Consider the following 21262-nt stretch of genomic DNA (forward strand, 5'->3'; position numbering starts at 1 on the left):
CCTGGTGCCTCAGCGCCGTGAGATCGCCAGTTCCGACTTGATCAAGATCATGTCCGACTCCACCGCGACGAGCGGGGGCGGACACCAGGAGGAGGTCCGCGTGAGTGCAGCGGCAGACCAGACGGCGAAGCTGACGATCGGTGAGACGACCGCCGAATTCCCGGTACTGCGCGGCACGGCGGGGCACGACAGCATCGACTTCTCGACGCTGACCCGTCAGACCGGCTACACCGGCCTCGACTACGGCTTCGTGAACACCGCGTCGACGAAGTCCGAGATCACCTTCATCGACGGCGACAAGGGCATCCTGCGCTATCGCGGATACCCGATCGAACAGCTGGCGGGATCGACCAGCTATCTCGAGGTCGCCTGGCTCCTGATCTACGGCGAACTGCCCTCGGCATCCGAGCTCGCGGAGTTCGACGAGAAGATCCGTCGCCACACGCTGCTGCACGAAGACCTCAAGCGCTTCTTTTCCGCCCTGCCGCACACGGCGCACCCGATGTCGGTGCTGTCGTCGGCGGTCGCGGCGCTCTCGACCTACTACGAAGGTCAGACCGACCCGCACAACCCCGAGCACGTCGAACTCAACATGGTGCGAATGCTCGCCAAGCTTCCGGTGATCGCGGCGTACGCGCACAAGAAGAGCGTCGGCCAGGCCTTCCTCTACCCCGACAACTCGCTGAGCTTCGTGGACAACTTCCTGAAGCTGAACTTCGGTGTGCACAGCGAGGAGTACGAGGTCAACCCGGTGATGTCGAAGGCTCTCGAGCTGCTCCTCATCCTGCACGAAGACCACGAGCAGAACGCCTCGACCTCGACCGTCCGCCTCGTGGGCTCCACCGGTGCGAACCAGTTCGCGTCGATCTCCGCCGGCATCCAGGCTCTCTCCGGCCCCCTTCACGGCGGTGCGAACGAGGCTGTCCTGACCATGCTCGGGCAGATCCGTGACTCCGGTCAGAGCGTTTCGCGCTTCGTCGAGCGGGTGAAGAACAAGGAAGAAGGCGTGAAGCTGATGGGCTTCGGGCACCGGGTCTACAAGAACTACGATCCGCGCGCCAAGCTCGTCAAGGACGCGGCCGACGAGGTGCTCTCCTCGCTGGGCGTCACTGACCCCCTCCTCGACCTGGCCAAGGAGCTCGAGGAGCTCGCGCTCGCCGACGATTACTTCCGTGAGCGTCGCCTGTACCCGAACGTCGACTTCTACACGGGTGTGATCTACAAGGCGATGGGCTTCCCCACGCGGATGTTCACCGTGCTCTTCGCGATCGGACGTCTGCCCGGCTGGCTCGCGCAGTGGCGTGAGCTGCAGCTCGACCCGCAGACCAAGATCGGCCGCCCGCAGCAGCTGTACACCGGATCCTCGGAGCGCTCTTTTCCGACCCGCTGAGTCTCGGCCGCGCGCGACCGTAAGCGGTCGAGGCCCCCTCTGCCCGCCGACGCCCCCTCACACTGACGACTGTCAGAGGGGGCGTCGACGCGCTGAGGGGGCCTCGACGTGAAAAGGGGTGGAGCGGGACGCGTCAGCGCCCCCGGCCGCCGCCCTGACGGGACTGGCCGCTCTGCGTGGAGTAGCCTCCGCCCTGGCCGGCACCGGATGTGCCGGAGCGGGGACGGCGACGACGACGGGAAGGCGGGTTCGCCGCCCCGTTCCGCTCGCCACCCGCGGGACGCTGCTTCGAGGACTGACGCTGCTGCTGCGGCGCCTGCACCGGGGCCGGGCGCACGTGCGGTGCGCGCTCGGGGACGAGAGCGGTGACGGCCGCCGTGGTCACGTCCTCCAGCGGAGCGCTGATGGCGGCCTTGCGCAGCAGATCCTTGACGTCACGACGCTGCTCGGGCAGCACGACGGTCACGACCGTACCGGCGGCTCCGGCGCGCGCCGTGCGACCGGAACGGTGCAGGTACGCCTTGTGCTCCACGGGCGGGTCGACGTGCACCACGAGGTCCACGTTGTCCACGTGCACCCCGCGCGCAGCGACGTCGGTCGCGACGAGCACGCGCACGCCGCCGTCCTCCGGCGCCGCGGAGAATGCGCCGAGGTTGCGCTCGCGAGCGTTCTGCGAGAGGTTGCCGTGCAGGTCGACCGCGGGGATGCCTGCAGCGGTGAGCTGCTTCGCGAGCTTCTTCGCCTGGTGCTTGGTGCGGGTGAAGAGGATGCGGCGCCCGGTGCCCGATGCGAGGTCGCGCACGAGCGCGGTCTTGTTGTCGGTCGAGTCGACCACGAGCACACGGTGCGTCATCTCGCCGACGGGCACGCTCTCCTCGTCGACCTCGTGGCTGACCGCGTTCGAGAGGAAGCGGCGGGCCAGGGTGTCGATGCCGCGGTCGAGCGTCGCGCTGAACAGCAGGCGCTGACCGCCGGCCGGGGTCGCCGTGAGGATGCGGGTGACACCGGGGAGGAAGCCGAGGTCGGCCATGTGGTCGGCCTCGTCCAGCACGGTGACCTCGATCGCGCTCAAGCGCACGACCTGCTGCTTCATGAGGTCTTCGAGTCGACCGGGGCAGGCGACCACGATGTCGACGCCGCCGCGCAGCGCCTGCTCCTGCGGACGCTGGCTGACGCCGCCGAAGACGGTCGTGACGCGCAGGCCCGCGGCCTCGGCGAGAGGAGCGATCGTCGCAGCGATCTGGGTTGCGAGCTCTCGGGTCGGAGCGAGGACGAGTCCGCGCGGCAGGCCTGCGCGGCGCTGCCCCCCGGACGCGGCGAGTCGAGCGACGAGCGGGAGTGCGAAGGCGATGGTCTTGCCGCTGCCCGTGCGTCCGCGGCCCAGGAGGTCGCGTCCGGCAAGCGAGTCGGGGAGCGTGTCGCGCTGGATGGCGAACGCTTCGGTCTTGCCGGAGTCGGCGAGAACGGCGGCGAGCTCGGCGGGAACGCCGAGTTCAAGGAAAGTAGACATGCAGAAACTCCGTCAGCGCACGAGTGAACGGCGCGAGATAAGGGGTGAGGTGGGCGACGGCGCAGGAATTGCGCATCGATTCGCCGTTCGAAAGGCCAGCTGATGCTGGTGATGGGAGCAGTTCCGCTCGCTTCGGTCCTCGGAGACCCCGTGACGACGACGATGTTGTGGGACCGGCGGTCCGTGCAACGAGGTCAGTCTATCAGCGCGGGCATGCCGTCAGCTGCATGCCCGCTGCGTGCGCGAGTCGTCGACGGCGGATCAGGCGTGCAGCGCCTCGTTCAGCGTCACTCCGACGCCCGCCCGTCGCACAGCCTCGACCGCCCCGCTGAGCGAGTTGCGGCGGAACAGCAGTCCGTCCTGGCCCGAGAGTTCCGCACCCTTCACCGTCCGCCGCCCGCCATCCGGCGTCGCGGGACCGTCGGCGAGCACGACCTTGGTGCCGGCTGTCACGTAGAGGCCCGCTTCGACGATGCAGTCATCGCCGAGCGAGATGCCGATGCCGGCGTTGGCGCCGAGGAGCGTGCGCGCTCCGATCGACACCCGGTGCGTGCCGCCGCCCGAGAGGGTGCCCATGATGGAGGAGCCACCGCCGATGTCGCTGCCGTCCCCGACGACGACACCCTGCGAGACGCGCCCTTCGACCATCGAGGCACCGAGAGTGCCGGCGTTGAAGTTGACGAAGCCCTCGTGCATCACCGTCGTGCCGGGGGAGAGGTACGCACCGAGGCGCACACGGGACGCGTCGGCGATGCGCACGCCGGACGGCTGGACGTAGTCGGTCAGACGGGGGAACTTGTCCAGCCCCTGCACCTGGATGCCCGCGCGCTGGAGGTGCGGACGACGACGCGCGGCGACGTCGGGGTGCACCGGTCCGGCGTTCGTCCAGGCGACGTTGGGCAGGTGTCCGAAGATGCCGTCGAGGTTCAGCTCGTTGGGACGCGCCACGAGGTGCGAGAGCGCGTGCAGACGCAGATACGCGTCGGCGGTGGAGGCGGGAGCCTCGTCGAGGTCGATCTGCAGCTGCACGACCTCGACCGTGACGTCTCGTCGCTCGTCGCGTCCGACGAGGGGTTCGAGTGCGGCGACGCCCGCCTCATCCGCGACGAGCTCCCCGAGTCGCACCTCCGGGTACCAGGCATCGAGAACCGTGCCGTCCCCGGCGATCGTGGTCAGTCCGTTACCCCATACCGTGCGTGCGTCGCTCATCCCTCCACGCTATCGCGCCCGGCCGGCGACGACTTCACGCATGACGAGGTAAGTAGGCTGGACGCATGGTGCTCGATCTGACCGCGTCCTCCGTCGAACTCACTCGTGCGATCTGCGACATCCCGAGCGTCTCCGGCGACGAGAAGACGCTGGCCGATGCGATCGAGGCCGCGATCTCGCCGTTGGCCCATCTCGAGGTCTTCCGGCACGGGAACACGATCGTCGCCCGCACCGACCTCGGCCGTGCGCAGCGCGTCGCGATCGCCGGTCACATCGACACCGTGCCGATCAATGCGAACCTCCCGACGCGGGACATCGAGATCGACGGAGTGCCCTACCTGTGGGGACGCGGCACGGTCGACATGAAGGCCGGCACCGCCGTGCAGCTGAAACTCGCGGCCGAGCTCACCGCTCCCGCCGTCGACATCACCTGGATGTGGTACGACAACGAGGAGATCGAAGCCTCCAAGAACGGTCTCGGGCTGCTCGCGGCCGTTCGTCCCGATCTGTTCCAGGCGGACTTCGCGATCCTCGGCGAGCCGTCCAACGGTGAGGTGGAGGGGGGCTGCAACGGCACCCTCCGAGCGCTCGTCCGGACGACCGGCGTGCGAGCACACAGTGCCCGCGCCTGGATCGGCGAGAACGCGATCCACAGTGCCGCGCCCATCCTCACCCGGCTGGCGGAGTATCGCGCCAAGGAGGTGCTGGTCGAAGGGTTGCTCTACCGTGAGAGCCTGAGCGCCGTGCGCATCGCGGGTGGCGTCGCGGGGAACGTCATCCCCGATGCCTGCGAGGTCGAGGTCAACTACCGTTTCGCTCCCAACAAGTCGGCTGCGGACGCCGAGTCCCATCTCCGCGGGGTTCTCGCGGGCTTCGACATCGAGATCACGGACGCCGCCGAGGGTGCGCGCCCCGGGCTCGACGCCGAGATCGCGAAGCAGTTCGTGGCTGCTGTCGGCGCGGAGCCGCGACCGAAGTACGGATGGACGGATGTCGCCCGGTTCTCGGCCCTCGGCATCCCCGCGGTGAACTACGGCCCGGGCGACCCGCACCTCGCGCACCACGACGAGGAGCGCGTGCCGCTCGCGCAGATCGACGCCGTGGAGCGGGGCCTGCGCGTATGGCTCGCTTCGCACTGAGTGCGGCCCGCCGGTGGGCGCAGACACCGCTCGCACTGCGCATGGCCTTCATCTATCTCGGTGCGCGGGTGGTCACCACCGCCTTCTTCCTCGTGGCGGGCTCCCTGTCGACCGGGGCCTCTCGGTTCGGTGCAGACGCGGGCGTCGTCGACTTCATCCTCGGTTGGGACGCCCAGTGGTATTGGCTCGTCGCCGAGAACGGGTATCCGACCGACCTCCCCCTGACCGACTCCGGGGAGGTCGCCGAGAACGCCTGGGCGTTCATGCCGGTGTTCGCCTATGCGGCCAAGACGGTCGGGTTCCTGTTCGGCTCGTGGGGCGTCGGCGCTCTCGTGATCTCGTTCGTCGCCGGGTACCTCGCCTGCCTCGCCCTGCACCGCCTGCTCCGTGACCGCATCGGAAACGGCGCGGCGACCTGGGCGGTCGTCTTCTTCGCCGCCGGGCCCATCGCGGCCATGTTCCAGGTCGGCTACGCCGAGACCCTTTTCCTCCTGCTGCTGTTCCTCGCACTCGACGCGACCGCCGCGCACCGCTACTCCTGGCTCTACGTGCTCATCCCGGTGATGGCCTTCACCCGCCCCGGTGTACTCGCCTTCGCCCTCTACCTGGGGCTGCACGGGATCATGCGATGGGTTCGTCGGAAGGAGGATCCGCTGTCCGGTCGCGAGATCGCGCACATCCTCGCACTGGGTGCGCTGGCGAGCGTGACCGGCTTCGCCTGGCAGGTGATCGCCGGCATCGTCACCGGCGACCCCGGCGCGTACCTCGCCACCGAACTCGCATGGCGCCGCCACTGGATCGTCGGTGGTGTCGACGGTTTCGTCCCGTTCGAAGGCTGGGTCCAGGCAGCGCAGTTCTGGTTCGGTTTCTGGGGGCTTCCGCAGTGGTGGGGGCCGATCGCACTGGCGCTGCTGGTCGTCGGGCTCGCGGCCACGCTGCTGTATTCCCCGCAGGTCCGTGCCCTGGGCGGAGACCTGCGGCTGTGGAGCGCGAGTTACCTGCTCTACCTGCTCGCGGTGTTCTTCCCCCAGTCGAGCACCTTCCGTCTGCTCCTGCCGCTCAGCCCGATGTGGGGTGCGGTCGCCGTCCCGCGCTCACGGCGTTGGAGGCTCGGGATCCTCGCGCTGTGTCTCGTCGGTCAGTGGTTCTGGATCTACCACATGTACGCGCTCGGGAACACGTTCTGGCAGGTGCCGTGATCGTGAAGCTCGACCCAATTGTTGCTCGGTGACCTCCAGGTCCCGGTGACACCCGATAAACTCATCCCATACCACCGGAGGAAAGGGAGCCACGATGGCAGCGATGAAGCCGAGGACCGGAGACGGACCCATGGAGGCCGTGAAAGAAGGACGACTCATCATCGTGCGTGTTCCACTCGAAGGCGGCGGCCGATTGGTCGTCTCCGTGAACGACGCAGAGGCCAAGGAGCTTCACGACGTGCTGGCCGCCGTCGTGGCACCGGCCTGATCGATCTCGGATCCGCGTCCGCGGATCCGGAAGGGCGGTGGATCCTCGGATCCACCGCCCTTCGTCGATTCCGGGCTCTTCGGGAGCGATCCGTGCGGAGGGCTCAGTCGCGCTCGGGGAGGCTGATGAGCTGCAGCAGGCCTTCGGCGGCAGGGGATACGGTCGCGAGCACTGCCGACGATTCCTGCGTCTCCTGCACCAGGGAACGGTAGGCGGACGTGATCTCGTCGCGCTGGACGGGATCGGCGACGCGGCCGCCGGCGAGGACGCGGGGGACCAGTACCAGGCCGCCGGTGCGGGCGAGACGAAGCCCGTGTTCGACGTACTCGATGATGTGCTCGGGGTCGGCGTCGACCAGCACGATGTCGTAGGACGCCTCGTTCATCCGAGGCAGCACGTCGATGGCGCGTCCCGTGATGAAACGGACCCTCGTGGAGGGGACCCTCGCATCGGCGAACGCCTGACGTGCGGCTGCGAGGTGCTCGGGCTCGTTGTCGATCGTGGTGAGCACGGCGTGGGGGGCACCGCGCAGGAGCCAGAGGCCGGAGACACCGGCACCGGTGCCGATCTCGACGATCGACCGCGCACCCGTCGCGGCGGCGAGCACGGCGATCTGGGAGCCGACGACCGTGCTGACCGGCATCGCGCCCAGCTCGACCGCATGTGCCCGAGCGCGGGCGATGGAGTCCGGCTCCACGATGGACTCGCGAAGGAAACGCGCGTTCGCGTCGTGCTCGCTCATGGCCTGTTCTCCCTGCCTGCCCGGTGATTCCCTCCAGCGTATTCGCTCGTCGCGCGCGGGGACCGCAGGCGCGGCGGTAGCCTGTAGAGATGACGTTCGGGCTCACCTTCGAGAAGATGCTGCTGATCGGCCTCATCGCGGTGCTGATCATCGGTCCTGAGCGTCTTCCGCGGGCCGCCGAGAGCTTCTCCCGCATGGTCCGCAAGGCCGGCGAATACCTTCGCGACACCAAGAGTCGGATGCGCCAGGAGATGGGGCCCGAGATCGACGACGTCGACTGGCGAAAGCTCGACCCCCGTCAGTACGACCCGCGTCGGATCATCCGCGACGCCCTGTTCGAGGAGCCGCAGCCGGCGACGCCGGTACAGGCCAAGGAGACGATCGCCGAGCCCATCGCCCCCCGCGCCGCCCCGCAGGAGTTCAGCGCGACGAACCGCCCCCCGTTCGATCCCGAGGCCACCTGACCTTCAGGCGCGAAGGGGCTCTCAGGAGATCCGTGAGCGCAGGGTCGCGATGTCCGCGTCGCTGAGCAGGGCACGGGGGATGGCGGTCGCCGCGCTCGTCCCACGCACCTTGAGCAGCACCGCATCCCTGCCCACGCGCATGCTCTGGAACGTCCCGTAGGCGATCTCCGACTGTCTCCTGCCGCTGCCCAGCCTCAGCACGTCGTCTTCGAGCTGTGCCCACACCACGGTCTCGACGGGCATCGCCGTCCGCACAGCCTGGCGGGCCGACGACACCGACATCATGACGGCGAACACCGCGAGACCGATGATCAGCAGCGGCATCCAGCCCGCGCCGAACGGCGGTTCTGCGCCCGCGGGCAGGGGGGTGCTCAGATTCAGGATGCTGAGCGTCAGCGCGCCGGCGAGTGCGACCCACATGACGATGGCGGCCGGCCGGGTCAGCGAGTAGATCGCCGCATCGCGAGCCATCCGCTGCAGCAGCCCCTCGTCGATCATCAGGGAGCGGGGAGGCATCGGTCACTCTTCCTTGCGTGGTCCGCCGACGGTCATCGGCAGCGAACGGCCGGAGAGGCCGCGTCCCCGCCGGGTGAGCGCGCGAGCGAGGTCGTGGATCGCGGTGGCGGCGGCATCCGTGGCTGCTCCCGAGACGAGGGGCGCGCCGGCGTCTCCGCTCTGGCGCAGGGCAGGGCTCAGGGGGATCGAGGCCAGCAGCGGGACGACCTCGTCCGGTTCGGAGAGCGCATCGGCGACGGCTGCTCCTCCGCCCGACCCGAACAGGTCCAGCTCGGTTCCGTCGGGGAGCGTGTACGCGGCCATGTTCTCGACCACGCCGATCACCTGCTGACCGGTCTGCCGTGCCACGAGACCGCTGCGGATCGCCACGTCGGAGGCAGCGGTCTGCGGAGTCGTCACGACGAGGACCTCGGCGTGCGGGAGCAGCTGTCCGATCGAGATGGCGATGTCGCCCGTGCCGGGCGGCATGTCGATGAGGAGCACATCGAGGTCGCCGAAGAAGACGTCGGTGAGGAACTGGGACACGGTGCGATGCAGCATCGGCCCCCGCCAGGCCACGACGGACTCGCCGTCACGCAGGAACATCCCGATCGAGATCGTCTTCACGCCGTGGGCCACCGGTGGCAGCATCAGGTCGTCGATGCGGGTCGGCTGCGTCCCGGCCGGGATCCCGAGGAGGCCGGGGATGGAGAAGCCGTGCACGTCGGCATCGACGAGTCCGACCGAGAGTCCCTGGTCGGCGAGGGCGACCGCGAGGTTGGCGGTGACCGTCGACTTGCCCACTCCGCCCTTGCCGCTCGAGACGAGGACCACGCGGGTGAGGGAGTCGGGGCCGAACGGCATGTGCCGTGCCGGGCGACCGTCGCGCAGCTTCTCGGTCAGCGCCTTGCGTTCGGCGGGGGTCATCACCCCCACCTCGACGTCGACGTCCGTGATGCCGGGGACGGACGCCGCGGCCTGTCGCACGTCGGCTTCGATTCGGGCCGCGGCGGGGCAGCCCACGATCGTCAGCACGATGCCGACCTGGGCGTGGGCACCGTCGACGGAGATGTCGCGCACCATGTCGAGGTCGCCGATCGGTCGACGCAACTCCGGGTCCGTCACGGCGGAGACCGCGGTGCGGACGAGGTCGGCCTCGGTCACGATGCGGCGCCCCCCGATGCCCTGTCGTCGGTGTCCTCGAGTTCGGCGAGCAGGGTCTTCAACTCCTGGCGCAGCACGTCTCGGGTCACGGTCTGCGAGTTGCGCTCCTCGAGCGCCATGCGCAGTGCCACGATCTCGCGGGCCAGGTATTCGGTGTCGGCGAGGTTGCGCTCGGCGCGCTGGCGGTCCTGCTCGATCTGCACCCGGTCGCGGTCGTCCTGGCGGTTCTGCGCGAGCAGGATCAGCGGTGCGGCATAGGAGGCCTGCAACGAGAGCATGAGCGTCAGGGCCGTGAACCCGAGCGCGGCGTCATCGAAACGCAGATGCTCGGGCATCAGGGTGTTCCAGACGATCCAGACCACGCAGAACAGGCTGAGGATCACGAGGAACGCCGGCGTCCCCATCGCCCGCGCGACCCACTCGGTGAACCGTCCGAAGCGGTCGCGAGAGGTGGTGCGCGGGCGGGCCGTGCTGCGTCCCGGCGCGTCCAGACGCGACTCGCGGGCCATCAGCTCGTCTCCTTCGCAGCGGCGGCGATGTCGTCGCTGTCCTGTGAACGCCAGTCATCGGGGAGGAGATAGTCGAGCACGTCGTCGATGCTGATGGCGCCGACGAGCCGATGGGCTGCGTCGATCACCGGCAACGAGACGAGGTCGTAGCTCGCCAGCAGACGCGCCACCTCAGCCGCCGACGCGGTGACGGGAACGGGCTCGAGGCTGTCATCGAGGATCGCTCCGAGTCGTTCATGCGGGGGATAGCGCAGCATCCGCTGGAAGTGCACGAGCCCGAGCAGGCGACCGGTGGGCGTCTCGAACGGGGGGAGTGTCACGAACACGGCCGCGGCCAGCGCCGGGTGCAGCTCGTGGCGCCGGATCAGAGCCAGGGCCTCGGCGACGGTCGCATCGGCCGACAGGATGATGGGTTCCGGGGTCATCAGACCGCCGGCGGTGTCCGGGCCGTAGCGCAGCAGCATCCTGACGTCCTCGGCCTCCTCGGGCTCCATCAGTTCGAGGAGCTGCTCCAGGCGGTCCGGGGTGAGCTGGGCGAGCAGGTCGGCGGCATCATCCGGCTCCATCTGGTCGAGGATGTCGGCCGCGCGCTCGTCGCCGAGTCGGTCGAGGATGTGCACCTGCTCGTCCTCGGGCATCTCCTCGAGGGCATCGGCGAGGCGGTCGTCCGAGAGCTCCTCGGCGACCTCGATCATCCGCTGCTGCGGCAGATCGAGAAGAGTGTTCGCGAGGTCGGCGGCATGCAGCTCGGAGTACGACGCGACGAGCTGTTCGGCGGACTGGGATTCGCCCGGCGCGCGTTCCTCGGCGACCTCGTTCCACGCGGCGAACGTCGTGGGCCCCTTCGCGAAGGGAGAGGCGCTGGTCTTCGGCCGACGCAGGAAGAGCTGACTGATGGCCCATTCCCCGAGGCGATTGGGCTCGATCGCCACGTCCTCGATCACGGCGGTACCGCTGCCGTCGGAGAAGCTGACGCGTCTTCCGAGCAGCTCCGCGAGCACCCGCACCTCGCCGGCCCGCGGAGAGAAGCGTCGCACGTTGATGAGTCCGGTGGTGATGACCTGACCGGAGCGGATCGATGTGACGCGGCCGATCGAGAGGAACACGTGTCGTCGTCCCGGGATCTCGACCACGAGACCGATCACGCGGGGTGCCGCGGTACTTCGGTACACCACGACGACGTCCCGGACCTTGCCGAGCCGGTCGCCGACGGGATCGAAGACGGCGCACCCGGCCAGGCGCGCGGCGAAAACCCGTTGTGTGCTCACCCCTCCAGAGTAGTCGGCGGGCCCGGTCATCGGCGGGATGGCCGCGCCTCGGGCGGTCTGACGGTGCGCGTGGAAGAATAGTCGGATGAGTATGCTGAACCGCCCCGCGAACAGCTCGGAGACCGGCGAGATCGTCGCTTCCACGCGCGACTACGAGAACGCACAGAAGACCGTCTCGAAGCTGATCGCCGGGGAGGTCCCGGCACGGGACATCGCGATCGTCGGGCAGAGCGTGCGGACGGTCGAGCGCGTGACCGGCAAGCTCGGATACGCCGCGGCCGCCCGCTCCGGCGCCATCAACGGAGTCCTGATCGGCCTGTTCCTCTCCGCGATCCTCGTGCTCGGCAACCCCGAGGTCCCGATCCAGCTCTTCGTCGGCTTCGTCCTCATCGGCGTCGCGGTCGGGATGCTCCTGAGTCTCGTGACCTACGCGATCGTCCGGCGTCGTCGCGACTTCGCGAGCGTCACGCAGTTCGCGGCGGACCACTACGAGGTCACCGTCCAAGCCGCCTCGCTCGCCAAGGCTCGCGACGTTCTCGGAGCGACACGCGTCGCTCCGGTCCGGCCTCCCGTGAATCTCGACGAGCCGCCGCGATACGGAGAACGGATCACGCCTGGCGCGACGGCGCCGGCACCCGAGGAGCCCGTGATCCCCCCGCGGCCGGCAGACCCCGTTGCCGAACCGGCCGCCGATCCGGAGCCGGGTACGCCCGAGCCCGGGACGCCCGCACCGATCGAGCCCGACGCGACGCCGGGTGCAGAAGGCGCCCCGGGCGAGCGGGCGTGACGACGATCCCCGGACGTTCCTCCTGATGGTTGAGATCCAGGTCGCGCTGCCGAAGGGAACCACCGTCGTGTCGGCCGACTGGACGCGCGGCGACAACGGGGCGACGGTGATCGTCGCCCACGGTGCGGGAACGGGAAAGGACCATCCCTTCCTCACCGGGTACGTCGAGGCACTCCGCGCGATCGGCTTCTCGACACTGCGCTTCAACTTCCCGTACGTGCAGCAGGGGCGGCGGATGCCGGGGCCGGCCGCGCATGCGATCGCCACCTGGAACGCGGTCACGACGTTCGCGCGCACATCAGACCCCGCGGCGACGATCTGGGCGACGGGGAAGTCCTACGGCGGACGCATGGCATCGATGGCGGTCGCGGAGGGCTTACGGGTGGACGGACTCGTCTATCTCGGCTATCCCCTTCATCCGCCAGGACGGCCGGAGAAGCCGCGGGTCGAGCACCTGCCGGCGATCACCGTGCCACAGCTCTTCGTGGAGGGGACGAACGATCCCTTCATCCAGCCGATCTCGCAGTTCGAACAGGCTGTCGCGACCTGTCGAGAAGCCCGGATCGTCTGGATCGAGGGCGGCGGGCACACATTCGAGGTGAAGGGCCGCAAACTCCCAGCGGAGCAGATCGGTGCGTCGCTCGCCCCGATCGTGGCCGACTTCGCCCTCGGAGGTGCTGTCGCCTGACTTTCAGCCGACGAGCATCGACAGCTCGGGGTCCGCGAGCACGCGGCGGACGGTGGAGATCCCCAGCGCGCTCATCTGCGGGTTCGACTTCTCGTAGTACCACCCGAGGCCCAGCGCCTGTTGCAGGGCCCACCCGGCACCCCGCTGCCACTCGGCCTCGCCGGCGGAGACACCGTCGCGGACGAGGCGTCGTGTCGGGGCATCGAGGAGGTGCCAGGCGGCGACGAGGTCGAGCGCAGGGTCCGCAGGTCCGAAGTCCCCGCCGTCGAGCACGCCCGCCAGCCGGACCTCGTCGTCGCGCTCGATGACCAGGAGGTTGAACGGCGTGAGGTCGCGGTGGCACATCAGCGGAGCGTCGGCGGGCGGAAGCGCGCACAGGGCCGCCCAGAGCTTCGCGGTGCGTGCCACGTCGATCAGGTGTGCGCTCCGCGACAGACACTCCGAGACCCACTCATCGTGGTCGCCGAGTCTTCCGCCGCGGCCGTTCCCGTCGAACACCCGTCCGCGCACGTCGACCGAGCGCAGTGCACGGATGAGGACGACCAGATCGTGAGCGAAGGCTTCCGACGCGGCAGCACGCACGGGGCCCGGCGGCTCGCCGTCGATCCAGGACTGGACGGCCCAGGCCGAGTCGAACTCTTCCGACGCGGCAGCGATCCCGTAGGAGCGCGGGGCGGGGAACGGACTCGCTGCGGCCAACTCATCGAGCGCCGCGGCCTCACGCGCGAGAGTGGGCTCCGATGCCGCGAGGCGCGGGAAGCGGGCGACAAGGCCGTCGCCCACCCGGATGATCCTGTTGACCGTCCCGGTGGACGAGACCGGTCGCAGCTCCTCTCGGCGCAGCTCGGGGAAGCGGCGCGTGATCAGCCGTGCCGCGACCTCGGTCTCGAGCGCGAGCTCACCGTCGTGCATCCGCCGAGGTCAGCTCTGGAGCCGGGCGATCCATGCTTCGACCTCGTCGGCCGTGCGGGGGATGTCGGCCGAGAGGTTCACGGGGCCGTCCTCGGTCATCAGGATGTCGTCCTCGATCCGCACGCCGATGCCACGGAGCTCTGCGGGCACCGTCAGGTCGTCGATCTGGAAGTACAGCCCGGGCTCGATCGTGAACACCATGCCGGGTGTCAGGACGCCGTCGTAGTACATCTCGCGGCGCGCCTGGGCGCAGTCATGCACGTCGATGCCGAGGTGGTGGGAGGTGCCGTGCACCATGTACCGACGGTGCTGGCCGCCCTTGTCCGCGTCGATCGCCTCGTCAGCGGTCACCGGCAGCAGGCCCCACTCCGCGGTGCGTGCGGCGATGACCTTCATGGCGGCCGCATGCACGTCACGGAAACGGACGCCCACCCGTGCAGCGGCGAACGCGGCGTCGGCGGCCTCGCGCACGGTCTCGTACACTCGGCGCTGCACCTCGGTGAAGGTTCCCGAGACGGGCAGCGTTCGGGTGATGTCCGCCGTGTACAGGCTGTCGGCTTCGACACCGGCGTCGACGAGGATCAGATCGCCCGGGGCCACGGTGCCGTCGTTGCGGGTCCAGTGCAGGTAGCAGGCGTGCGGACCGGACGCCGCGATCGTGTCGTAGCCCTCGCCGTTGCCGTCTTCACGGGCGCGGCGGTGGAAGACACCCTCCACGACACGTTCGCCGCGGGCGTGCGCGACGGCGGACGGAAGCTCGCGGACGATGTCGTCGAAGCCGTTCGCGGTGATCTCGACGGCACGGCGCATCTCGGCGATCTCGAACTCATCCTTGATGAGGCGCAGCTCGGACACGAAACGGGTGAGGGTCTCGTCCTCGTCGAGCACGAGCTCTCCCTCCACGGCCTCGAGCTCGTGGAGATGGGCGGTCGCGATCTCCAGGTCGGCCGCGACACCGTCCAGGGACGGGCGTGGGCCGATCCAGAACTCACCGATCGTGGCGTCGGCGTAGAACTCCGTCGTGGTGCGGTCGGCGCGCTCGCGGAAGAAGAGGGTGACATCGTGCCCCGCGTCGGTCGGCGCGAAGACCAGGACCGAGTCGGGCTCGGCATCCGCGGCCCATCCCGTGAGGTGGGCGAAGGCGGAGTGGGCCCGGAAGACGTAGTCGGTGTCGTTGCTGCGCTGCTTGAGCGATCCTGCGGGGATGACGAGACGCTTCCCCGGGAAGGCAGCAGAGACCGCGGCTCGACGGACAGCGGCGTACGGTGCCTGTGCGCGCGGGGCGGGAAGGGTTTCCGGACGCTCGGCCCATCCCGTCGAGATGGTGTCGAGGAACCCCTGCGGGAAGGGCTGCTTGCGGTTCGTGTTGCTGTTCTCGACAGACGCTTCGACGGTGGCTTCTGCGATCGTGTCGCGTTCTCCGGTGCTCATCCCTCCAGTCTGTCACCTGCAGGGCGGGTTGCGGGAGTTCAGCCGGCCGGCTCCAGCTGCACGACGAGCGCACGGTGGTCGCTGCCCCCGGCATCGCCGAGGACGACCGAGCCCGTCGGTGTCCAGTTCGGCGAGGCCATCACGTGATCGATCGGCGCCCCGGCGAGGGGCGGGAGCGAGCTCGGCCAGGTTCCCGCGAGACCGTTGCCGGTGCGCGACGCGACATCGCGGCAGTATCCGATGTCACCACCGTCCACTCCGAGGGGCGCCATGTGATCGATCGTCGCATTGAAGTCTCCGGCCAGGATGAAGTCGCCCTGCGGACACTGATCGGCGATCCACTGCAGATCGCTCTGCCACTGCTCCATCTCCTCCACACGGGGAGCGACGGCATGCACGGCGACGATCGTGGGTCCGGAGCCGTCGACCGGCATCAGCACGACACTCGGCACGGAGCCCGTGTTGCTGCTGCCGTCCTTCGAGGATTCGATCACCGAGTACTCGCCGAGGTCGGGGGCCACCAGCACCGTGGTGTGCCAGGACTGGGGGCCGTTGGGGACATCGGGGCGGAACTGCACGTGGTGCACCCACATCGGATGCCCCTGCTCGCGCAACATGATCGCGATGCGCTCGCCGACGTCCTCGGTCGTCTCCGGCAGGGCCACGACATCGGCGCCCTGAGCGAGGATCTGCTGGGCGATCACCTCGGCGGACACGGCTTCGCCCGCTGTGTTCCAGGTCAGTACCCGGATGCTGCTCTCCGTCTTCTGGGGGAGCTCAGTGGTGCCGAAGCCGCGGGTCGCCCCGATGACGCCGGTCGCCCCCGCACCCAGCAGCGCGACGATGAGGACCGACGCGGCGAATCCGCGCAGAGGACGAGCGAAGAGCAGCAGGAGCGCGAGCACAGCGATCACCAGGAATCCGCCGAGGACCAGGCCGCGCGCGGACACCAGCTGCGCGAACGGATAGGTCTGCTCGAGACGGAAGAACTGCGGCCACACGACGATCGCCGTCGCGATCGCGAGCAGGACGGTGAAGAGGATCCCCAGTAGTCGAAACATCCCCTCAAGCCTAGGAGCGCCGCCTGTGAAGTCCCTGCCCCGACATCCGCTTCCGTGTGCCTCCGCGCCCACCGGCCGTCGCCCTCGGTACGCTCGGAGGATGGCCTCTCCGTCCGCCGGGTTCGCCGGTCCCGCCGACCTGCACCTGCACTCCAACCAGTCCGACGGGACGGAGGCGCCGGCCGAGGTCATCAGGCAGGCACACGCGCACGGGATCCGCACCGTGGCGCTCACTGATCACGATCGCTCCACCGGGTGGGATGAGGCCGGTGACGCCGCCGTCGCGCTCGGCATGACGTTCATCCCCGGGATGGAGCTGTCGGCGAAGCACGAGTGGCGCAGCGTGCACGTGCTCGGCTACCTCTTCGATCCCGGAGACCCGGCTCTGCGGGCCGAGACCGATCGCATCCGCGGGGATCGGATCGGGCGCGCGGAGCGGATCGTGCGCAACATCGGACGGGACTACGACCTGCACTGGGATGACGTGGTCGCGCAGACGGCTCTGGATGCGACGGTCGGGCGCCCTCACATCGCGGACGCTCTCGTGGCGAGGGGCATCGTGCGCGATCGCACGGAGGCGTTCGACGGGATCCTGCATCCGCGCGAGGGATACTACGAGCCGCACTACGCCCCGGATCCGCTGACCGCGGTGCGACTGATCACGCAAGCCGGGGGAGTGGCGATCATCGCCCACCCGGTCACCGCGGGTCGCGACCGGATGATGCCCATCCCGTACATCGAGCGGCTGATCGCGGCCGGACTCGGCGGCTTCGAGGTCGATCACCGCGAGAACACCGAAGCGGGCAAGCGGATGCTGCGCGAGCTGGCGCAGAAGCACGACCTCATCGTCACGGGGTCCAGCGACTATCACGGCAGCGGCAAGCCGAACCGTCCGGGGGAGAACACGACGTCCGACGAGATGGTCGCCCGCCTCCTGGCGCAGGGCACCGGCATCGCCCCGCGCTTCCCCTGACGGTCGGGATACTGTCGGGATACTCCCGGTGACCTGTCGACCGGGAGCGCTACATTCCGAGCATGCAACGAGCGACGTCCGTGGAACGCCGTGTCGATGCGTGGGCCCACCGCCTGCTGCTCGGCGCCCCGAAGAGCGGCTTCCGCGCCGGCCTGATCGAGTTCGCGGTGTTCGTGGTCAAGCAGGCATGGGCGTGCGTGTTCGGGGCCACGCTGTTGCTCGTGATCGTCGCGGCGCGGTTCTGGTACCCGCCGGATGCGGCGCTCGCGCGCAACGATGCCCTCACCATCGCCGCCGTGCTCATCCAGGTGGCCATGCTCGTGTTCCGCTGGGAGAGCGGACGAGAGCTGTGGGTGATCGTCCTGTTCCACCTCACCGGAACCGTGATGGAGCTGTTCAAGACCGATGTCGGCTCCTGGGCGTATGCCGTGGACGGTTTCCTGCGCATCGGCGGAGTGCCGCTGTTCAGCGGGTTCATGTATGCCGCTGTCGGCTCCTACATGGTGCGCGTCTACCGGCTCTTCGACCTCGGCTTCACGCGATACCCGCAGCGTTGGATGACGGCGATCCTCGCGATCGCGATCTACGTGAACTTCTTCGCGCACCATTGGTGGTGGGATGCGCGGTGGATCCTGCTGGCTGCGGTCATCGTGCTGTGGCTGCCGACGGTGATGCACGCGCGTATCTGGCGTCGGACGATCCGGATCCCGCTGCTCGTCGTGTTCGTCGGAGTCGCCGTCTTCATCTACCTGGCGGAGAACATCGGCACCTGGGCGGGAGCATGGGCATACCCCGATCAGGCGGCGGGATGGCAGCCGGTCTCGGCGAGCAAGCTGAGTTCGTGGTTCCTGCTCATGATCATCTCGGTCGTCCTGGTCGCGTGGGTCTATCCGCCGCAGGTTCCTGCGGCGATCCTCCACGGGGAGCGGGCGGCGTCTCTTCGCTGAGCGGCGGCGACGACGAAGGGCGCGTGCTGCGGAGTTCGTCCGCGGCACGCGCCCTTCTGAGAGGTCGAGGTGTCAGGCTCCGGTGACCGGCGCTGCGCCTGCGCCGGAACCTCCACGGCGACGACGGCGACGGCGCGCCGGCGCGGGCTTGCCGTCGTGGTGCTCCTTGCCCGCCCCGTCGTGGGTACCGGCGCCCTCGGCGCTGCGGTCTGCGGCCGGAGCGGACTGTCCTTCGCCGGTGGTGGCCCCCGACGCGCCTTCGGTGAAGGTCGAGCCGACCGGAGTCGCGCTGTTGCGACGGCGGCGACGGCGACGCGTCCCGGTCTCGTCGGTGCCTTCCGCGGCGGCGTCCGCGGCACGCGCGGGCCGACGGGTGCGCTCGGTCTTGACGGATTCGGTCTTCGGCGCCGACACCAGGCGGCCCTTCGTGCCCTGCGGGATGTCCAGGTCTTCGTACAGGTGGGGGCTCGACGAGTAGGTCTCGACAGGCTCCGGCTGACCGAACTCGAGCGCCCGGTTGATGAGGGCCCACTTGTGCAGGTCCTCCCAGTCGACGAAAGTGACGGCGATGCCGGTCTTGCCCGCACGCCCCGTGCGGCCGGCGCGGTGCAGGTACGTCTTGTCCTCGTCGGGGATGGTGTGGTTGATGACGTGCGTCACGTCGTCGACGTCGATGCCGCGGGCGGCCACGTCGGTCGCGACGAGAACGTCACGCTTGCCTGCCTTGAACGCGGCCATCGAGCGCTCGCGCTGGTCCTGCCCCATGTCGCCGTGCACGCCGCCGACGTTGAAGCCGCGGTCGTTGAGCTCGTCGACGAGGCGCTGCGCCGCGCGCTTGGTGCGGGTGAAGATCACGGTCTTGCCGCGGCCCTCGGCCTGCAGGATGCGAGCGATGATCTCGTCCTTGTCCATCGAGTGCGCGCGGTAGACGAGGTGCTTGATGTTGGCCTGGGTGAGGCCCTCGTCGGGGTCGTTGGCGCGGATGTGGATCGGGTTCGACATGAAGCGGCGGGCGAGGGCCACGATCGGGCCGGGCATGGTCGCCGAGAACAGCTGCGTGTGGCGGACGGCCGGGACCTTCTGGAAGATCTTCTCGATGTCGGCGAGGAAGCCGAGGTCGAGCATCTTGTCGGCCTCGTCGAGCACGACCTCCGTCGCGTTGGAGAGGTCGAGCAGGCGCTGGCCCGCGAGGTCGATCAGGCGGCCGGGAGTGCCGACCACGATCTGCGCGCCCGCCTTGAGCTGGTCGATCTGACCCTCGTACGCCTTGCCTCCGTAGATGGCGACGACGCTGGTGGAGCGGTTGCTGGTGAGCAGATCGATGTCTTCGTAGACCTGCACGGCGAGCTCGCGGGTGGGGACGACGATGAGTGCTTTGACGCCGTGCTCCGGGTCCTTGCCGAGGCGCTGCACGACGGGGATGCCGAACCCGAAGGTCTTTCCCGTGCCGGTCTTCGCCTGGCCGATGATGTCCTGCCCCGGAAGGCCGAGGGGGATGGTCTGCTCCTGGATCGGGAAGGCATCGATGATGCCCTTGGCCGCGAGTGCGTCGACGATGTCCTGATCGATGCCGAGATCGGCGAAAGTTGTCACTTTATTCAGATTGCCTGTCCGGCGACCCTGGGGGATCGCCACGTAAACGGATCCACGCCGTCTCTTGTGCCACAGGCGCGGGGCCCCGCTCCGACGGCGGGGACACGCCCAGCCTACCGGAGGGGTGGTGCGGACCAGGAAGGAGGGCCCGGCGCGGGTATTGTGAATCTCGTGGTGGACTCAGGAGGAAGACCTCGTGGTTAAGTGGTTCTGGCAGCGCGATGACGCGCCACGGCGAATCCTCACCCTGCGCAGCCGAGGCGAGCAGAGCGATGCGACGAGGGTCGACTTCGCTGAACTCGCCCCCGAGCTCGATCGGTTCCTCGGTCAGGCCGCGTACCTGCAGCTGGGCTACTTCGAGACGCTCACCAGGCTCATCCGGGCGACCCCCGAGCTTTCCGAGAAGGAGTCCCTGTCGCGTGCGGCCGGGGCGGCGTTGACGAAGCATCGCGGGATCGTGGAGGTCATCGCCGAGCGCGGTGGCGACCCCACGCAGGTGATGCTGCCGTTCCGCGAGAACCTCGACGCTTTCCGACGCAAGACGATCGGTGCGCGACCCCGGGAGACGCTCCTCGCCGTGTACATCACCGCCGGGATGCTCGACGACTTCTACCTCGCGCTCGCGTCGAGCTACGGCGAGACCGGTCGTCGGGTGGCGGAGATCCTCCGCGAAGACGATGCCGGCCATGAGATCGTCGCGATCATCCAGGAGACGATCGAGAGCGATGAGGAGTGGCGGTCCCTGCTGTCGATGTGGGCGCGGCGCCTCGTCGGTGACACCATCCTGGTCTGCCGTTCCGCACTGCGGCCGGAGCTGCTCCAGGTCGACGACGAGCGCGTCGAGCCGGTCTACACCGAACTCATGGGAGCCCACGCGCGGCGCATGGACGCGATGGGCCTCGCGTCCTAGGTTGCCCGTCAGATGCCGAGTGCCGCCTTGGCATCTGCATCGGACCGCTTGCGCATCCCGGTGATCGCCACCGTCACCAGCGCGGCGACGACGGGAGCACCGAGCACGCTCGCGAGCCACAGCCAGATGCTGTCCTCACCGACGCCGGCCCACTGCAGACCCGTGTAGGTGATCGCCGAGACCGCTGTCGCCACGGCGGGCGCGAGCGCCACTCCGCGCAGCTCGCGCCCGGAGATCAGGAAATGCACCGCGATGCCCAGGGCACACGCGCCGATCAGTGCGAGCAGGATGTACATCGTCTGCTCAGGCGACGAAGCCGACGCGACGCGATTCCTCGGTGCCCAGTTCGATGTAGGCGAGGTTCGCCGTGGGGACGATGTAGGAGTTGCCCTTCACATCGGCGAAGCTCACGTGCGTGGCGTTCTGCTCCAGCGCCGTGGTGACCTGGGTGCGGACCTCGTCTGCGCTCACGCCGGTGTCGAAGCTCAGTTCGCGGCCGGTGTTGATGATGCCGATGCGGATTTCCACGCGTGCTCCTTGAAGTTCGGGGACTGGCCCAACTCTACCCCGCGGGCATCGGGCGGGATCGGCACCCGGCGTCGG

23 protein-coding genes are annotated in these 21262 nt (G+C 69.0%); 10 read left to right on the forward strand and 13 right to left on the reverse strand.

Features of this window, described 5'->3' with window-relative positions; translation table 11 throughout:
• Window positions 1-100 precede the first annotated feature (100 nt).
• Window positions 101-1390: a citrate synthase gene (locus E0W80_RS07340; protein ID WP_052193612.1), complete on the forward strand. Its 1290-nt coding sequence runs from the start codon at window positions 101-103 to the stop codon at window positions 1388-1390.
• Between the two features lie 133 nt (window positions 1391-1523).
• Here the strand turns inward: E0W80_RS07340 and E0W80_RS07345 are convergent, their stop codons facing one another.
• Together E0W80_RS07345 and dapD are read right to left on the reverse strand one after the other, a co-directional pair.
• Window positions 1524-2900: a DEAD/DEAH box helicase gene (locus E0W80_RS07345; protein WP_131491904.1), complete on the reverse strand. Its 1377-nt coding sequence runs from the start codon at window positions 2898-2900 to the stop codon at window positions 1524-1526.
• 261 nt (window positions 2901-3161) lie between these two features.
• The gene (gene dapD / locus E0W80_RS07350) at window positions 3162-4109 is read right to left on the reverse strand and encodes a 2,3,4,5-tetrahydropyridine-2,6-dicarboxylate N-succinyltransferase (protein ID WP_131491905.1); all 948 of its coding nucleotides are present in this window, start codon (window positions 4107-4109) and stop codon (window positions 3162-3164) included.
• Window positions 4110-4174: 65 nt separating this feature from the next.
• Between dapD and dapE the strand changes: the two genes are divergently transcribed.
• The 3 genes from dapE (at window position 4175) to E0W80_RS07365 (ending at window position 6715) form a co-directional block, all read left to right on the forward strand.
• Window positions 4175-5248, forward strand: coding sequence for a succinyl-diaminopimelate desuccinylase (gene dapE, locus E0W80_RS07355; protein ID WP_131491906.1), 1074 nt, complete (start codon window positions 4175-4177; stop codon window positions 5246-5248).
• Window positions 5230-6447 (forward strand): hypothetical protein, encoded by a 1218-nt coding sequence (locus E0W80_RS07360; protein ID WP_131491907.1) that lies wholly within the window; start codon window positions 5230-5232, stop codon window positions 6445-6447. Before dapE ends, E0W80_RS07360 begins: the two co-directional genes overlap by 19 nt.
• Before the next feature lie 94 nt (window positions 6448-6541).
• A complete protein-coding gene (locus E0W80_RS07365) occupies window positions 6542-6715 on the forward strand; it encodes a DUF3117 domain-containing protein (protein ID WP_017203323.1) in 174 nt (57 codons plus the stop codon).
• 103 nt (window positions 6716-6818) lie between these two features.
• On the opposite strand, the gene E0W80_RS07370 is transcribed toward E0W80_RS07365, so the two are convergent.
• Entirely contained in the window at window positions 6819-7457 is a 639-nt protein-coding gene (locus tag E0W80_RS07370; protein ID WP_131491908.1) for a class I SAM-dependent methyltransferase, read from the reverse strand.
• Between the two features lie 89 nt (window positions 7458-7546).
• On the opposite strand from E0W80_RS07370, the gene E0W80_RS07375 reads away from it, so the two are divergent.
• A complete protein-coding gene (locus E0W80_RS07375; protein WP_131491909.1) occupies window positions 7547-7921 on the forward strand; it encodes a twin-arginine translocase TatA/TatE family subunit in 375 nt (124 codons plus the stop codon).
• A 21-nt stretch (window positions 7922-7942) separates the two neighbouring features.
• Here the strand turns inward: E0W80_RS07375 and E0W80_RS07380 are convergent, their stop codons facing one another.
• From E0W80_RS07380 to E0W80_RS07395, 4 genes are read right to left on the reverse strand one after another with little or no spacing between them, the layout of a single operon-like run.
• Entirely contained in the window at window positions 7943-8437 is a 495-nt protein-coding gene (locus E0W80_RS07380; RefSeq protein ID WP_131491910.1) for a YcxB family protein, read from the reverse strand.
• A 3-nt stretch (window positions 8438-8440) separates the two neighbouring features.
• Window positions 8441-9580 (reverse strand): Mrp/NBP35 family ATP-binding protein, encoded by a 1140-nt coding sequence (locus E0W80_RS07385; protein ID WP_131491911.1) that lies wholly within the window; start codon window positions 9578-9580, stop codon window positions 8441-8443.
• On the reverse strand, window positions 9577-10089 hold the full coding sequence (locus E0W80_RS07390) for a DUF1003 domain-containing protein (protein ID WP_047523065.1): 513 nt from the start codon (window positions 10087-10089) through the stop codon (window positions 9577-9579). The genes E0W80_RS07385 and E0W80_RS07390 overlap by 4 nt, the downstream gene beginning before the upstream one ends.
• Window positions 10089-11357, reverse strand: coding sequence for a CBS domain-containing protein (locus E0W80_RS07395; protein WP_047523064.1), 1269 nt, complete (start codon window positions 11355-11357; stop codon window positions 10089-10091). The genes E0W80_RS07390 and E0W80_RS07395 overlap by 1 nt, the downstream gene beginning before the upstream one ends.
• 85 nt (window positions 11358-11442) lie before the next feature.
• Between E0W80_RS07395 and E0W80_RS07400 the strand changes: the two genes are divergently transcribed.
• Both E0W80_RS07400 and E0W80_RS07405 read left to right on the forward strand, forming a co-directional pair.
• Window positions 11443-12144 (forward strand): general stress protein, encoded by a 702-nt coding sequence (locus E0W80_RS07400; protein WP_194239202.1) that lies wholly within the window; start codon window positions 11443-11445, stop codon window positions 12142-12144.
• 25 nt (window positions 12145-12169) lie between these two features.
• Complete coding sequence (locus E0W80_RS07405) at window positions 12170-12832, forward strand: alpha/beta family hydrolase (RefSeq protein ID WP_131491912.1); 663 nt, start codon at window positions 12170-12172, stop codon at window positions 12830-12832.
• A 3-nt stretch (window positions 12833-12835) separates the two neighbouring features.
• On the opposite strand, the gene E0W80_RS07410 is transcribed toward E0W80_RS07405, so the two are convergent.
• Genes E0W80_RS07410 through E0W80_RS07420 form a run of 3 tightly spaced genes read right to left on the reverse strand, consistent with a single transcriptional unit; the run spans window position 12836 to window position 16236 of the window.
• A complete protein-coding gene (locus E0W80_RS07410; protein WP_131491913.1) occupies window positions 12836-13744 on the reverse strand; it encodes a phosphotransferase in 909 nt (302 codons plus the stop codon).
• A 9-nt stretch (window positions 13745-13753) separates the two neighbouring features.
• Complete coding sequence (locus E0W80_RS07415) at window positions 13754-15175, reverse strand: aminopeptidase P family protein (protein WP_131491914.1); 1422 nt, start codon at window positions 15173-15175, stop codon at window positions 13754-13756.
• Window positions 15176-15213: 38 nt separating this feature from the next.
• On the reverse strand, window positions 15214-16236 hold the full coding sequence (locus E0W80_RS07420; RefSeq protein ID WP_131491915.1) for an endonuclease/exonuclease/phosphatase family protein: 1023 nt from the start codon (window positions 16234-16236) through the stop codon (window positions 15214-15216).
• A 100-nt stretch (window positions 16237-16336) separates the two neighbouring features.
• Between E0W80_RS07420 and E0W80_RS07425 the strand changes: the two genes are divergently transcribed.
• Together E0W80_RS07425 and E0W80_RS07430 are read left to right on the forward strand one after the other, a co-directional pair.
• The gene (locus E0W80_RS07425; protein WP_131491916.1) at window positions 16337-17209 is read left to right on the forward strand and encodes a PHP domain-containing protein; all 873 of its coding nucleotides are present in this window, start codon (window positions 16337-16339) and stop codon (window positions 17207-17209) included.
• Window positions 17210-17271: 62 nt separating this feature from the next.
• Window positions 17272-18156, forward strand: a complete 885-nt coding sequence (locus E0W80_RS07430) for a DUF817 domain-containing protein (protein WP_131491917.1) — start codon at window positions 17272-17274, stop codon at window positions 18154-18156.
• 72 nt (window positions 18157-18228) lie between these two features.
• On the opposite strand, the gene E0W80_RS07435 is transcribed toward E0W80_RS07430, so the two are convergent.
• Window positions 18229-19749 (reverse strand): DEAD/DEAH box helicase, encoded by a 1521-nt coding sequence (locus E0W80_RS07435; RefSeq protein WP_131491918.1) that lies wholly within the window; start codon window positions 19747-19749, stop codon window positions 18229-18231.
• Window positions 19750-19945: 196 nt separating this feature from the next.
• Between E0W80_RS07435 and E0W80_RS07440 the strand changes: the two genes are divergently transcribed.
• Entirely contained in the window at window positions 19946-20659 is a 714-nt protein-coding gene (locus E0W80_RS07440; protein ID WP_047523057.1) for a ferritin-like fold-containing protein, read from the forward strand.
• Between the two features lie 8 nt (window positions 20660-20667).
• Here E0W80_RS07440 and E0W80_RS07445 read toward each other — a convergent pair whose 3' ends face one another.
• Both E0W80_RS07445 and E0W80_RS07450 read right to left on the reverse strand, forming a co-directional pair.
• A complete protein-coding gene (locus E0W80_RS07445) occupies window positions 20668-20955 on the reverse strand; it encodes a hypothetical protein (protein WP_131491919.1) in 288 nt (95 codons plus the stop codon).
• Window positions 20956-20962: 7 nt separating this feature from the next.
• Window positions 20963-21187 carry a DUF3107 domain-containing protein gene (locus tag E0W80_RS07450; protein WP_131491920.1) on the reverse strand — a complete coding sequence of 75 codons (225 nt, stop codon included), beginning with the start codon at window positions 21185-21187 and terminating at the stop codon, window positions 20963-20965.
• Window positions 21188-21262 lie beyond the last annotated feature (75 nt).

The sequence above is a fragment of the Microbacterium sp. PI-1 genome (assembly GCF_004337555.1).
GTDB lineage: Bacteria > Actinomycetota > Actinomycetes > Actinomycetales > Microbacteriaceae > Microbacterium > Microbacterium aurugineum.